This is a genomic window from Loktanella fryxellensis (assembly GCF_900110065.1).
GTDB lineage: Bacteria > Pseudomonadota > Alphaproteobacteria > Rhodobacterales > Rhodobacteraceae > Loktanella > Loktanella fryxellensis.
In genome coordinates this window covers 470,123-482,569 of the sequence record NZ_FOCI01000001.1, presented here as the reverse complement: position 1 = coordinate 482,569, position 12,447 = coordinate 470,123, and the positions used below count along the sequence as shown (strand labels likewise).

Sequence of the window (12,447 nt, the reverse complement as noted above, 5' to 3'; positions counted from 1 at the left end):
TGCTGTCTGCAGCCACGATGCTGACCCGCTGCGTCGCTCGATACAGCACGACGACCGCAGCGTGCTGCGGTGATCATCTGACGCTGCGGGAGTGGTGGGCGACCCTGGAATCGAACCAGGCGTGCGTCTCCGCGAGAGAGTTACAGTCTCCTGCCACACCTTGCGGCCTGTCGCCCACTGAGGGCGGAAATAGCCGTGGCCCATGGGGGCGTCAACCGGAAAAAGCCGTGCGCGGGCGGTTGCTTCACAGGGGCCGCAAAAGCCTGTATCGCGGGGCAACAAAGGGGAACCGCCATGCAGAAACCGAAGTGGGTGATCGAAAAGGAACAGGCCAAGCGGCTGGCCGCGTCGGAGACGATCTGGCTGTTCGGCCTGCACGCGGTGCGCGACGCGCTGCTGAATCCAAAGCGCGAAAAGCTGCGTCTGGTCATCACCCGGAACGCGCTGGACAAGCTCGAGGACGCGGTGGCCGCCGCCGGGATCGAACCCGAGATCAGCGATCCGCGCAAGTTCGCGGCCCCGATCGATCCGCAGTCCGTGCATCAGGGAGTCGCATTGGAGGTCAAGCCGCTGGACTGGGGCAGCCTTGCGGACATCGCGCTGGGCGACGGGCCGACACCGGCACGAATCGTGCTGCTGGACCGCGTCACGGACCCGCACAACGTGGGTGCCATCCTGCGGTCGGCCGAGGTGTTCGGCGCCCGCGCGGTCGTCGCCGTGCAGCGCCACGCGGCCCCCGAAACGGGCGCGCTGGCCAAGACCGCATCGGGCGCGCTGGAACGCCAGCCCTATCTACGGGTGCGCAATCTGGCCGACGCCATGACCGAGTTGAAGGACATGGGCTACATCGTGCTGGGTCTGGACGGCGAGGCGGAGATGACCGTGGCCGAGGCGCTGGTGGGCAAGCAGGACCGCCCGGTGGCGCTGGTGCTGGGCGCCGAAGGGCCGGGCCTGCGCGACAAGAGCATGGAGACCTGCGACGCCGTGGTGCGGATCGGCGCCGCGGGCGGCTTCGGGTCGCTGAACGTGTCGAACGCGGCGGCGGTCGCCCTCTATGCCAGCAAGGCGCAGGGGTGAGCGATTTGGACGATGGGGCGATGACGGATCTGCTGCACCGCGTGCGGCGAATCGCGGTGGTGGGCTTTTCGGCCAACCCCGCGCGGACCAGCCACGGGGTGGCGCGCTTCCTGCAGGGGCGGGGGCACGTCATCGTGCCGGTGAACCCCGGTCTGGCGGGGCAGGTGCATCTGGGCGAGGTGGTCCATGCCACGCTGGCCGACGTGCCCGGTACCGTGGACATGGTCGACGTGTTCCGCCAGTCCGACGCGGTGCCCGGCATCGTGGAGGAGGCGCTGGCCCGCTGGCCCACGCTCGACGTGATCTGGCTGCAACTGGGCGTGCGCCACGATGCGGCGGCGGCGGCGGCGCGGGCGCAGGGTGTCACGGTGGTGCAGGACCGGTGCCCCAAGATCGAATACGCACGGCTGGGGCTGGTCTGACGACAGCCGGGGCCAGCCCCGGACCCCGGGATATTTTTGACCAGAAGAACGGGGGACCCTGCGCCTCAGCGCGGGCGGGCGGCTTTCTCGGTGATGCCTGAGATGCCCTGACGGCGGGCGAGTTCGGCCATGACATCGGACAGCGGCACGTCGCAGGCGGCGAGCATGACGAGCAGGTGGTAGAGCGTATCCGCCGCCTCGCTGGTCAGGGCCGCGCGGTCGCCGCGCACCGCCTCTATGATCGCCTCGATCGCTTCTTCGCCGAACTTTTCGGCGCATTTGGCGGGACCCTTGGACAGCAGCTTGGCGGTCCAGCTGGTGTCGGGATCGGCGCCCTTGCGGGCCAGGATCGTGGCCGACAGATCGTCCAGGGTCATGCGAGCCTCATCGGGATGCCCGCATCGGCCATGTGCTGCTTGGCCTGCGGAATGGTGAAGGTGCCGAAGTGGAAGATCGACGCGGCCAGCACGGCGCTGGCCCCGCCGTCGCGCACGCCCTCGACCAGATGATCCAGCGTGCCAGCCCCGCCCGACGCGATGACGGGAATGTTCACCTCATCGCTGACGGCGCGGGTCAGGGGGATGTTGTAGCCAGTCTGCACGCCGTCGTTGTCCATGGCGGTCAGCAGGATCTCTCCCGCGCCTTTCTTTGCCATGAGGATGGCGAATTCCACCGCGTCGATGCCGGTGGCGCGCCTGCCGCCGTGGGTGAAGATCTCCCACCGGCCCGGTGCCACGGTGCGCGCGTCGATGGCCGCGACGATGCACTGCGATCCGAATCGCAACGCGGCCTCGGTGATGACGTCGGGGTTGGCGACGGCGGCAGAGTTGAAGCTGACCTTGTCCGCCCCTGCCAGCAGCAGCGCGCGCACGTCACGGTGGGTCCGCACGCCGCCGCCGATGGTCAGCGGCATGAAGCACGCCTCGGCGGTGCGGGTGGCCAGATCGAACAGGGTGCCGCGGTTTTCCTCGGTCGCCATGATGTCGAGGAAGCACAGCTCGTCGGCACCGGCGGCGTTGTAGGCGACAGCGGCATCCACCGGGTCGCCGGCATCGCGCAGGTTGACGAAGTTCACGCCCTTGACCACGCGGCCATTGGCGACATCGAGGCAGGGGATGATCCGTGTCTTCAGCATGGGGTGGTGATAGGGCGATCGGCGGGGCGGCGAAAGGGGGGATAGTGCGCCACGCGTGGCTGTGAGGGAACACATGGGACGCAGGCGGCGTTACAACGGTTCTGCGACCCCGGACAGGCGGTCGCCCTTACTGGAGTGCCCCGATGCTGCGCCGACTGTTGCCCTTGCTGATCCCCGTCATCCTGCGCTGGTTCAAGCGCCGCCACTAGCCGTCATGCCGCGAGCGTGCGCAGGGCCGCAGCGAGGTCGAGTGCCCCATCATAAAGTGCACGCCCCGAAATCGCACCGGCGATGACGCCGGTGTCGCGCAGGGCGATCAGATCGTCCAATGATGCGACGCCACCGGATGCGATGACTGGAATCGACACCGCCTTTGCCAGCGCGGCGGTCGCGGCGACGTTTGGCCCCTTCATCGCGCCGTCGCGCAGGATGTCGGTATAGATGATGGCCGCGATGCCCGCATCCTCGAAGGACCGGGCCAGATCCGTCACCATCACGTCCGTTTCCTGCGCCCAGCCGCGCGTGGCGACGCGCCCGTTCCGGGCATCCAGACCCACCGCGACTTGACCGGGAAAGGCGCGGGCAGCCTCGCGCACCAGATCCGGGTCCTCCACCGCCACGGTGCCGAGGATCACGCGGCTCAGGCCGAGGTCCAGCCAGCGGGCGATGGTCGCCATGTCGCGGATGCCGCCGCCGAGTTGCGTGGGCACCTTGCACTGCTTCAGGATCGCCTCGACCGGGGCGGCATTCACCGGCGTCCCGGCAAAGGCGCCGTTCAGATCCACCAGATGCAGCCACTGGCACCCGGCATCGACGAAACTTTGCGCCTGCGCCGCCGGATCGCCATTGAACACCGTGGCGCTGTCCATCTCGCCGTGGATCAGGCGGACGGCGGCCCCGTCCTTGAGGTCGATGGCGGGATAGAGGATCATGGCGGCACACTCCTGTTCGATCTGGCGCTCTTTTGACCAACACGGCGACCGTTGGCAATCGCACGTGTCGCCATCCGTCGGACCTGACGTCAGACTTGATCGGGCTCGCGGCCCCGCGTCAATGTGACCGCAGGATCAAGGGGGAGGAGACCCAACATGACCACACTGAAACGCCTGTGCGCAGCCCTGCTGGTGAGTGTCGCAGCCACGACCGCCAGCGCGCAGGACGCCGCCATCGGCACCTGGCAGACCGAGGTGGACGACGGCGCATTCGGCTATGTCGCCATGACGCAATGCGGCGCGGCGGTCTGCGGCACCATCCAGCAGACCTACAACGCCGACGGTACGCCGCTGGCGTCAGAGAACATCGGGCGCCAGATCGTCATCAACATGGCCCCCGCCGGTGACGGCACCTATGCGGGGCAGGTCTACCGCCCGTCGAACGGCAAGACCTACAACGGCAAGATGCAGGTCGAGGGCAACGCGCTGCGCCTGCAGGGCTGCGTCGCGGGCGGTCTGCTGTGCGCCAGCCAGAACTGGGCGCGCGTCCAGTAGGAACGCGAAACGCCCGCACCGGTCTGGGTGCGGGCGTCTTCAGCAATGCCGATCGCCGAGGTCGCGCGTCAGGTGCGCAGACCCGTCTCGACCAGCATGCCACGGGCCTTCGCCTCGTAGTAATAGCCTTGAGAGTACCATTTTACGGCGGTGTCTTCCGACCCGTTGGACAGCAGCCACGCGCCGCGCAGGTACTTTCCCGCATATTTCAGGTTGGTTTCCGCATCCAGCAGGTCGGTGGGTGCGCCGCGGAAGCCCATTGTGCCTGCGGTGGCTGGCAGGATCTGCATCAGACCATAGTATGGCCCGTTGCGGGCGGCGGGGTTGTGGCGGCTTTCGCGGATGATGACACGGTGCAGCAGGCTTTCGGGAATGTCGTACTCTGCGGCGTATTTCTGGATCAGCGTCCGCAGCTCGCGCGTCTCGTTCGCGTGCAGGGGGGTGGTCAGTGGCGCCTGTGCGGCGGCAAAGGCCAGTGCATCCGGTCCGGTGGAGGTTGCGTTCATGCAGGCCGACAGGCCCACCAGCGAAATCATCACACACGTTCCGCGAAGCAGTTGCCGCATTTTTGTCGCCTGTCAAAATTAATCCTGCAAACGGACTAACCTGTCGCTGCGTCAGGCGTAAACACTGCTGAATTTCGTCGGCAGATTGTCGCCGTCCAGTGGAATCGGTCGGAACCGGCGTTTTCAGTCGAACACCGACCATCCGGTCGCGCGCACCAGCATCTCGACCGCCGCGGTGCCGAGTTTTGAATTGCCCTGACCGTTCAGACCGGGCGACCAGACCGCAATCCCCGCGTGCTGCGGTGCGACCACCATGATGCCGCCACCCACGCCGCTTTTGCCCGGCAGACCAACGCGGTAGGCGAAATCGCCGGAGGCGTCGTAATGCCCGCACAGCATCATCATCGCGTTGATCCGCCGCCGGCGCGCCGCCGACACGAGGCGCGGACCATCCGGCAGCTCGGTCAGGAACAGCGCGGCGCGGGCCAGTTGCGCGCAGCTCATCTCGACCGCGCATTGGTGGAAATAGGCCCCCAGCGCCAGCGGCACCGGGTTCGCCATGTTACCATGGGCGGCCATGAAATAGGCAAGCGCACGATTGAGGTCGCCCGTGGCTTCTTCGGACTTCGCCACCTTTTCGTTGATGAAGATCGAATCGTCGCCCGCCGCGGTGCGGATGAACTGCAGCAGCTCTCCCAGAAACTCTGAGGGCGCATGCCCCGCAAGGGCCGCATCGGTCGTGGCGATGGCGCCCGCGTTGACGAACGGATTGCGCGGGATGCCCTTGTGATGCTCCAGCTGGAGGATGGAGTTGAAGGCTTGCCCGGACGGCTCGCGCGACACGCGGTCCCAGAACTGGTCGCCCATCCGCCCCAGTGCCATGGCGAGGGTGAATACCTTCGAGATGCTCTGGATCGAGAACGGCTCTTGGGCGTCGCCCGTGGTGAACACCTGTCCGTCTGGCAGGCAGACGGCCATGCCGAACCGCGCCGGATCGATGCAGGCCAGCTCCGGAATATAGGAGGCGACTTTGCCGCGGTCGGTGGCGGCGGCCATCTCGGCGCCGATCTCGTCCAGGATCGCCGTCAGGTCCAATGTCATCGCTGGCTACCCCATCATGGAACCCGGACACCGCCGGGTCGTTGCCCCTTCGTAACATCACGATGAACAGGATTGCACCATGCCGATGATCGACACACGCGACGGGACACGCCTTTATGTCAACGACTGGGGGCAGGGCCAGCCCGTGGTACTGATCCATGGCTGGCCGCTGAACGCCGACAGCTGGGAATACCAGTCGGTCCGGCTGGCCGAGGCAGGTTACCGCGTCATCGCGTACGATCGCCGCGGCTTTGGCCGGTCAGATCAGCCGTTCACCGGCTACGACTATGACACGTTGGCCGACGATCTGGCCGATGTCATGGCGGCGCTCGATCTGCAGGACGCAGTCATCGCGGGCTTCTCCATGGGCGGTGGCGAGGTCGTCCGCTACTTGTCCCGCCACGGGGGCAAGGGCGTGTCCAAGGCCATGCTGATCGCCTCGGTCGCGCCCTACATGGCCAAGACCGACGACAATCCCGACGGCACTGACGCGTCCGTGTTCGATGGGATGAAGGACGGGTTGCGCGATGACCGCCAGTCGTTCTTCGTCAACTTCTTCAAGGACTTCACCGGGCACGGCCTGCCGAGCAGCCCCGTGCCGCAACCGGGCCTCGACTGGATGTGGGGCATGGCGATGCAGGCGAACCCCAAGGCCACGATCGACTGCGTGACCGCCTTCGGCACCACCGACTTCCGCCCCGACATGGCGCATGTGACGGTGCCGACGCTGATCATCCACGGCGACGCGGACAAGATCGTGCCGATCGACGCCGCCGGTGCACAGGCCGCCCGGATGCTGCCGGATGCCACCTACAAGGTCTATCCCGGCGCACCCCACGCCCTGACGGCCACGCACAAGGACGAGTTGCTGGACGACATGCTGGCCTTTCTGCGCAGCTAAGCACGGCCCCCGTACCGCCGACCGGGTCCCCCGTTCTTCTGGTCGGAAATATCCCGGGGGCATGGGGGCAGCGCCCCCATGGACCGGACCGCTTTACGGTCCGGTCCTCAGGGCTTCCAGCCCAGAAAGTTCGCGATCAGTCGCAGCCCCGCCGCTTGGCTCTTCTCCGGGTGGAACTGGCAGCCCACGACGTTGTCGCGCCCCACCACAGCCGCTACCGGCCCGCCATAGTCCGCATGGGCCAGCAGATGCGCCGGATCAGCCACCTGCATGGCATAGGAGTGGACGAAATACGCGTGGTCGCCCGTGGCGATCCCCGCCAGCACCGGGTGCGGCCGGTCGATCACCAGATCGTTCCAGCCCATGTGCGGTATCTTCAGCGCCGGATCGTCGGGCGCGATGCGTCGGATCTCGCCCGGCACCCAGCCAAGACCCGCGACCGTCTCGTACTCGTACCCGGTGCTGGCCAGCATCTGCATGCCCACACAGATGCCCATGAACGGCACCGCCCGCATGGTCACCGCATGGATCAACGCCTCCGACAAATCGGCGCGGTCGGCCAGCGCCGTGCGACAATGGGGAAACGCCCCGTCGCCCGGCAGCACGATGCGGTCGGCCCGCGCCACCGTGTCCGCGTCGTCGGTGACGATCACCGGACCGTGGCCGCCCTCGCGGGCCATCAGCTCGAACGCCTTCTGCGCCGAATGAAGGTTGCCGCTGTCGTAGTCGATCAGGACCGTGGTCACAGCACGCCCTTGGTGGACGGGATCGCATCCGCCACGCGGGGATCGACCTCGACCGCCACGCGCAGGGCGCGGGCCACCGCCTTGAACGCGGCCTCGGTGATGTGGTGCGCGTTGAACCCGTGCAGCCGGTCGATGTGCAGGGTGATCCCGCCATGCGTGCTCAGCGCCTGAAAGAACTCGCGCACCAGCTCGGTGTCGAAGCTCGGCCCGATCTTGCCGAACGGCAGGTCGAGGTTGCAGATCAGGTACGGCCGCCCCGACAGATCGAGGGCGCAGCGCACCTGCGCGTCGTCCATCGCCAGATGGCAGTCCGCATAGCGGCGGATGCCGCGCTTGTCGCCCAGTGCAGCCACCAGCGCCTGACCGATGGCGATGCCCGTATCCTCGACCGTGTGGTGGTCGTCGATGTGCAGATCGCCCTTGGCCTGCACGTCCAGATCGATCAGCGCGTGCCGTGCGAGCTGGTCCAGCATGTGGTCGAAGAACCCGATGCCCGTGCGGTTGCGGGCCACGCCGGTTCCGTCCAGATCCAGCGTCACGGTGATCTGCGTCTCTGCGGTGGCGCGGGTGATCGTGGCGGTGCGCATCTTTGGCTCCCTCTGGCTCGGCCCGCTTATAGGGGCGGGCCGGACCCGCGCCAAGGCACCGATTGCGCAAGCCCGCCCGCTGGTGCACCCTGACCGCAATCCCAATCCAAAGGCCCGCCATGACCACCTGCGTCTTCGTCCAGATCCGCTGCAGCCCCGGCACCACCTATGCGGTGGCCGACGCCATCGCACTGCGGGAAATCCACTCCGAACTCTATTCCACCAGCGGCGATTTCGACCTGCTGATGAAGGCCTACGTGCCGGCCGGTACCGACGTCGGCCATTTCATCAACGAAAGCGTGGCGGGCATCGTGGGCATCGAACGCACGCTGACGACCCTGACCTTCAAGGCGTTCTGAGACCCCATAGACGCGAAAGGGCCGCCCGAAGGCGACCCATTCCGTTGACCGGTGGAGCGGGCGAAGAGATTCGAACTCTCGACCCTAACCTTGGCAAGGTTATGCTCTACCCCTGAGCTACGCCCGCGTACCATCCGGTGTGTGCGATCTACAAAACCGCGCGCGCGCCCGCAAGAGGCAATCCGCGAAATCCGGCGACGCGAAAACCGAAGGCCCTGAGACGCGAAAGGGCCGCCCTAGGGCGACCCTATCCGTTTTACCGTTGGAGCGGGCGAAGAGATTCGAACTCTCGACCCTAACCTTGGCAAGGTTATGCTCTACCCCTGAGCTACGCCCGCGCACCAACCGGTAGGGGTGATCTATAAACACCGGCGCGTGGCTGCAAGGGAAAAATCCGTACACTCACCGCGATTTTTCAGAACCCCGACATCGACGGGAAGACCGCCGCTCCCCCTCGCTTTTTTCCAAATACTCCCGCGCGGCGCGCGCGGCCCCCCTCGGGGGGGCCGACACTCTCATTCGAATTCGATCAGCAGGTCCTTGGCGTCGATCTGGCTGCCCGCCGTGACCAGCACCGCCTTGATGACCGCGTCGCGGTCGGCGTGGATGCCGGTTTCCATCTTCATCGCCTCGATGGTCAGCAGCAGGTCGCCCGCCTTCACCTTTGCCCCGACCGCGGCCGCGACCGTCGCCACGACGCCTGGCATCGGTGCGCCGATCTGGGACGCATTGCCCGCCTCGGCCTTGCGGTTCTTCACGCGGTCGCCGGCGGCCAGACGGTTCAGCACCCGGATCGTGCGGGGCTGGCCGTTCAACTCGAAGAACACCTTCACCTCGCCGTCCTCGTTCATGTCGGACACGGCCTGCATGCGGATTTCCAGCGTCTTGCCGGGGTCGATCTCGGCGGAAATCTCCTCGCCAGGCTCCATGCCGTAAAAGAACGTCCGCGTCGGCAGACAGCGCACCGGGCCATAGGTTTCGTGGCGGGCAGCATAGTCGGTGAAGACCTTCGGATACATCAGGTAGCCGTTCAGATCCTCGTCGTCGATGGCGTGACCGACCTTGGCTTCCGCCTCGGCGCGGACCGCTTCCATGTCCACGGGTGTCAGATGCTTGCCGGGGCGGTCGGTCAGGGGTTTTTCCCCCTTCAGCACCTTGGTCTGGATCGCTACGGGCCAGCCGCCCGGGGGCTGGCCGAGGCTGCCCTTCATCATGTCTACGACAGAATCGGGAAAGGACACGTCGGTGCCCGGATCCTCGACCTGCGCGCGGGACAGGTTCTGGCTGACCATCATCAGCGCCATGTCGCCCACCACCTTGGACGACGGCGTCACTTTCACGATATCGCCGAACATCTGGTTCACGTCCGCATAGGTCTGCGCCACCTCGTGCCAGCGGTCCTCCAGCCCCAGCGACCGCGCCTGCGCCTTGAGGTTGGTGAACTGCCCGCCGGGCATCTCGTGCAGATAGACCTCCGACGCGGGCGCCTGCAGGCCGCTCTCGAACGCGAGGTAATGCGCGCGCACCTGTTCCCAATAGTTCGAAATCTCGCGGATCGCCGCGATGTCGAGGCCGGTGTCCCGGTCGGTCCCCTTCAGCGCTTCGACAACCGATCCCAGCGTGGGCTGACTCGTGTTGCCGGAAAAGCTGTCCATAGCCGCATCGATGCAATCGACCCCTGCGGCGGACGCCGCCAGCACCGTGGCGATGGCCGCACCGGACGTGTCGTGCGTGTGGAAATGGATCGGCAGACCGACCTCTTCCTTCAATGCCTTGAAGAGCTGCGTGGCAGCGGGCGCTTTCAGCAGGCCCGCCATGTCCTTCAGCCCCAGCACATGGGCGCCCGCCGCCTCCAGCTCCTTGGCCATGGCGACATAGTACTTCAGGTCATACTTGGACCGCGCCGGGTCCAGCATGTCGCCGGTATAGCAGATCGCCGCTTCGCAGACCTTGTCGGACGCGATCACCGCATCCATCGCGACGCGCATGTTCTCGACCCAGTTCAGTGAATCGAACACACGGAACACGTCGACGCCGCTTTTCGCCGCCTGTGCGACGAACCCCTGCACGACGTTGTCGGGATAATTGGTGTAGCCGACGCCGTTGCTGGCGCGCAGCAGCATCTGCGTCATGATGTTGGGCATCTTTTCGCGGATGTCGCGCAGGCGCTGCCACGGACATTCCTGCAGGAACCGGTACGCCACGTCGAAGGTTGCACCGCCCCAACATTCCACGCTGAACAGCCCGCTCATATGCGCGGCATAGGCGGGGGCCGCCGTGACCATGTCGATCGACCGCATCCGTGTCGCCAGCAGCGACTGGTGCCCGTCGCGCATGGTGGTGTCGGTGATCAGCAAGTGGGGCTGGTCCTTCATCCACTGCGCCACGGCCCTGGGCCCCTGCGTGTCGAGAATCTGGCGCGTGCCCGGAATGATCTGCTCCAGCGACTTCACCGGTGCCTTCGGCAGCTTGACCTCGACACTCGGGCGCGGGCGGCCTGCGGTTTCAGGGTGACCGTTCACGGTGATGTCGGCCACATAGGTCAGGATGCGGGTCGCGCGGTCGCGGCGGGCCTTGAAATCGAACAGCTCCGGCGTCTGATCGATGAACTTGGTGTGGTATTCGTTGTTCAGGAAGGTTGGATGCTTCAGCAGGTTCTCGACAAAGGCGATGTTTGTGGACACCCCCCGGATGCGGAATTCGCGCAACGCGCGGTCCATGCGGGCGATGGCCTGTTCCGGCGTCGGCGCACGCGCCGTCACCTTGGTCAGCAGGCTGTCGTAATAGCGCGTGATGACGGCCCCGGAATAGGCGGTGCCGCCGTCCAGACGGATGCCCGGCCCGGTGGCGCTGCGATACATCTGGATGCGACCATAGTCGGGGATGAAGTTGTTCTGCGGGTCCTCGGTCGTCACCCGGCATTGCAGGGCGTGACCGTCGAGCTTCACATCGTATTGCGACGCGCAGCCGGTGGCCTCAGTCAGCGACTTGCCTTCGGCAATCAGGATCTGGGCGCGGACGATGTCGATGCCGGTGACTTCCTCGGTCACCGTATGCTCGACCTGCACGCGGGGGTTCACCTCGATGAAATAGAACTCGCCGTTGTCCATATCCATCAGGAACTCGACGGTGCCTGCGCATTCGTAGTTGACGTGGCTACAGATCTTCTTGCCCAGATTGCAGATCTGTTCACGCTGTGCGGCGGACAGATAGGGGGCAGGGGCACGCTCCACGACCTTCTGGTTGCGGCGCTGCACGGAACAGTCGCGCTCCCAAAGATGATAGATGTTGCCATGGCTGTCGCCAAGGATCTGCACCTCCACATGGCGGGCGCGCAGGATCATCTTCTCCAGATACCCCTCGCCGTTGCCGAATGCGGCCTCCGCCTCGCGGCGGCCTTCGCGGACCTTCTCCTCCAGCTCCGCCTCGTTGGCGATGGGACGCATGCCGCGCCCGCCGCCGCCCCATGATGCCTTCAGCATCAGAGGATAGCCGACCTCTGCCGCCTGTTTGCGGACCAGTTTCATGTCGTCGCCCAGCACGTCGGTGGCGGGGATCACCGGCACGCCTGCGGCGATGGCGACCTGACGCGCACTGGCCTTGTCGCCCAATTCGCGCATCGTCTGCGCCTTCGGCCCGATGAAGGTAATGCCGGCGGCGGTGCAGGCATCGACGAAATCGGGGTTTTCGGACAGCAGGCCATAGCCCGGATGGATCGCATCGGCCCCGCACATGCGCGCGACGCGGATGATCTCGCTGATGCTCAGATAGGCAGCGACCGGCCCCATCCCCTCGCCGATGCGATAGGCTTCGTCCGCCTTGAAGCGGTGCAGCGAAAGCTTGTCCTCTTCCGCATAGACGGCGACCGTCTTCTTGCCCATCTCGTTGGCGGCGCGCATGACGCGGATGGCGATTTCGCCGCGGTTCGCAATCAGGATCTTCTTGAAGTCGGCCATGCTCATTCCCTTTGCAGTTGCAGCATTCTTATGCGCGGACCTGACAGAGTCCAGTGGCCGCAAGGGCGGTGATCGAGCCACCGGGTGACGGTGCCACGATTTTCAGCACGAAGGGGGCGGGCAGGGCCTGCGGTGCGCGCCGCAGAGGGGCTGCCGTGGACAGGTTTCGC

Annotated in this window: 13 protein-coding genes and 3 tRNA genes; 5 read left to right on the top strand and 11 right to left on the bottom strand. The window is 66.1% G+C overall.

What is annotated here, in order from left to right:
• Positions 1 to 92: 92 nt before the first annotated feature.
• Positions 93 to 176: transfer RNA gene (locus tag BMX16_RS17515), tRNA-Tyr, on the bottom strand.
• A gap of 118 nt (positions 177 to 294) precedes the next feature.
• Between BMX16_RS17515 and rlmB the strand changes: the two genes are divergently transcribed.
• Entirely contained in the window at positions 295 to 1,077 is a 783-nt protein-coding gene (gene rlmB / locus BMX16_RS02335; RefSeq protein WP_089898228.1) for a 23S rRNA (guanosine(2251)-2'-O)-methyltransferase RlmB, read from the top strand.
• A 20-nt stretch (positions 1,078 to 1,097) separates the two neighbouring features.
• The gene (locus BMX16_RS02330; RefSeq protein ID WP_089898354.1) at positions 1,098 to 1,499 is read left to right on the top strand and encodes a CoA-binding protein; all 402 of its coding nucleotides are present in this window, start codon (positions 1,098 to 1,100) and stop codon (positions 1,497 to 1,499) included.
• Positions 1,500 to 1,564: 65 nt separating this feature from the next.
• Here BMX16_RS02330 and BMX16_RS02325 read toward each other — a convergent pair whose 3' ends face one another.
• From BMX16_RS02325 to hisA, 3 genes are all read right to left on the bottom strand, one after another.
• Entirely contained in the window at positions 1,565 to 1,876 is a 312-nt protein-coding gene (locus tag BMX16_RS02325) for a phosphoribosyl-ATP diphosphatase (RefSeq protein ID WP_089898227.1), read from the bottom strand.
• The gene (gene hisF, locus BMX16_RS02320) at positions 1,873 to 2,634 is read right to left on the bottom strand and encodes an imidazole glycerol phosphate synthase subunit HisF (RefSeq protein WP_089898225.1); all 762 of its coding nucleotides are present in this window, start codon (positions 2,632 to 2,634) and stop codon (positions 1,873 to 1,875) included. Before hisF ends, BMX16_RS02325 begins: the two co-directional genes overlap by 4 nt.
• A gap of 212 nt (positions 2,635 to 2,846) precedes the next feature.
• A complete protein-coding gene (gene hisA / locus BMX16_RS02315) occupies positions 2,847 to 3,566 on the bottom strand; it encodes a 1-(5-phosphoribosyl)-5-[(5-phosphoribosylamino)methylideneamino]imidazole-4-carboxamide isomerase (protein WP_089898224.1) in 720 nt (239 codons plus the stop codon).
• Between the two features lie 156 nt (positions 3,567 to 3,722).
• On the opposite strand from hisA, the gene BMX16_RS02310 reads away from it, so the two are divergent.
• Complete coding sequence (locus BMX16_RS02310; RefSeq protein ID WP_089898222.1) at positions 3,723 to 4,121, top strand: DUF2147 domain-containing protein; 399 nt, start codon at positions 3,723 to 3,725, stop codon at positions 4,119 to 4,121.
• Positions 4,122 to 4,189: 68 nt separating this feature from the next.
• Here the strand turns inward: BMX16_RS02310 and BMX16_RS02305 are convergent, their stop codons facing one another.
• The gene (locus BMX16_RS02305) at positions 4,190 to 4,657 is read right to left on the bottom strand and encodes a lytic transglycosylase domain-containing protein (protein ID WP_245731222.1); all 468 of its coding nucleotides are present in this window, start codon (positions 4,655 to 4,657) and stop codon (positions 4,190 to 4,192) included.
• A gap of 153 nt (positions 4,658 to 4,810) precedes the next feature.
• Complete coding sequence (locus BMX16_RS02300; RefSeq protein WP_218139807.1) at positions 4,811 to 5,728, bottom strand: glutaminase; 918 nt, start codon at positions 5,726 to 5,728, stop codon at positions 4,811 to 4,813.
• Between the two features lie 79 nt (positions 5,729 to 5,807).
• Between BMX16_RS02300 and BMX16_RS02295 the strand changes: the two genes are divergently transcribed.
• Positions 5,808 to 6,629, top strand: a complete 822-nt coding sequence (locus BMX16_RS02295; protein WP_089898218.1) for an alpha/beta fold hydrolase — start codon at positions 5,808 to 5,810, stop codon at positions 6,627 to 6,629.
• 107 nt (positions 6,630 to 6,736) lie between these two features.
• Here BMX16_RS02295 and hisH read toward each other — a convergent pair whose 3' ends face one another.
• A complete protein-coding gene (gene hisH / locus BMX16_RS02290) occupies positions 6,737 to 7,375 on the bottom strand; it encodes an imidazole glycerol phosphate synthase subunit HisH (RefSeq protein WP_089898217.1) in 639 nt (212 codons plus the stop codon).
• Positions 7,372 to 7,962: an imidazoleglycerol-phosphate dehydratase HisB gene (gene hisB / locus BMX16_RS02285; protein ID WP_089898216.1), complete on the bottom strand. Its 591-nt coding sequence runs from the start codon at positions 7,960 to 7,962 to the stop codon at positions 7,372 to 7,374. Before hisB ends, hisH begins: the two co-directional genes overlap by 4 nt.
• A 119-nt stretch (positions 7,963 to 8,081) precedes the next feature.
• Here hisB and BMX16_RS02280 point away from each other — a divergent pair, with 119 nt between their 5' ends.
• On the top strand, positions 8,082 to 8,321 hold the full coding sequence (locus BMX16_RS02280; protein ID WP_089898214.1) for an Lrp/AsnC ligand binding domain-containing protein: 240 nt from the start codon (positions 8,082 to 8,084) through the stop codon (positions 8,319 to 8,321).
• Positions 8,322 to 8,373: 52 nt separating this feature from the next.
• On the opposite strand, the gene BMX16_RS02275 is transcribed toward BMX16_RS02280, so the two are convergent.
• The 3 genes from BMX16_RS02275 to BMX16_RS02265 form a co-directional block, all read right to left on the bottom strand.
• Positions 8,374 to 8,448, bottom strand: a tRNA-Gly gene (locus BMX16_RS02275).
• Positions 8,449 to 8,584: 136 nt separating this feature from the next.
• A tRNA-Gly gene (locus tag BMX16_RS02270) sits at positions 8,585 to 8,659 on the bottom strand.
• 177 nt (positions 8,660 to 8,836) lie between these two features.
• Complete coding sequence (locus BMX16_RS02265; RefSeq protein WP_089898212.1) at positions 8,837 to 12,277, bottom strand: pyruvate carboxylase; 3,441 nt, start codon at positions 12,275 to 12,277, stop codon at positions 8,837 to 8,839.
• Positions 12,278 to 12,447: the final 170 nt, after the last annotated feature.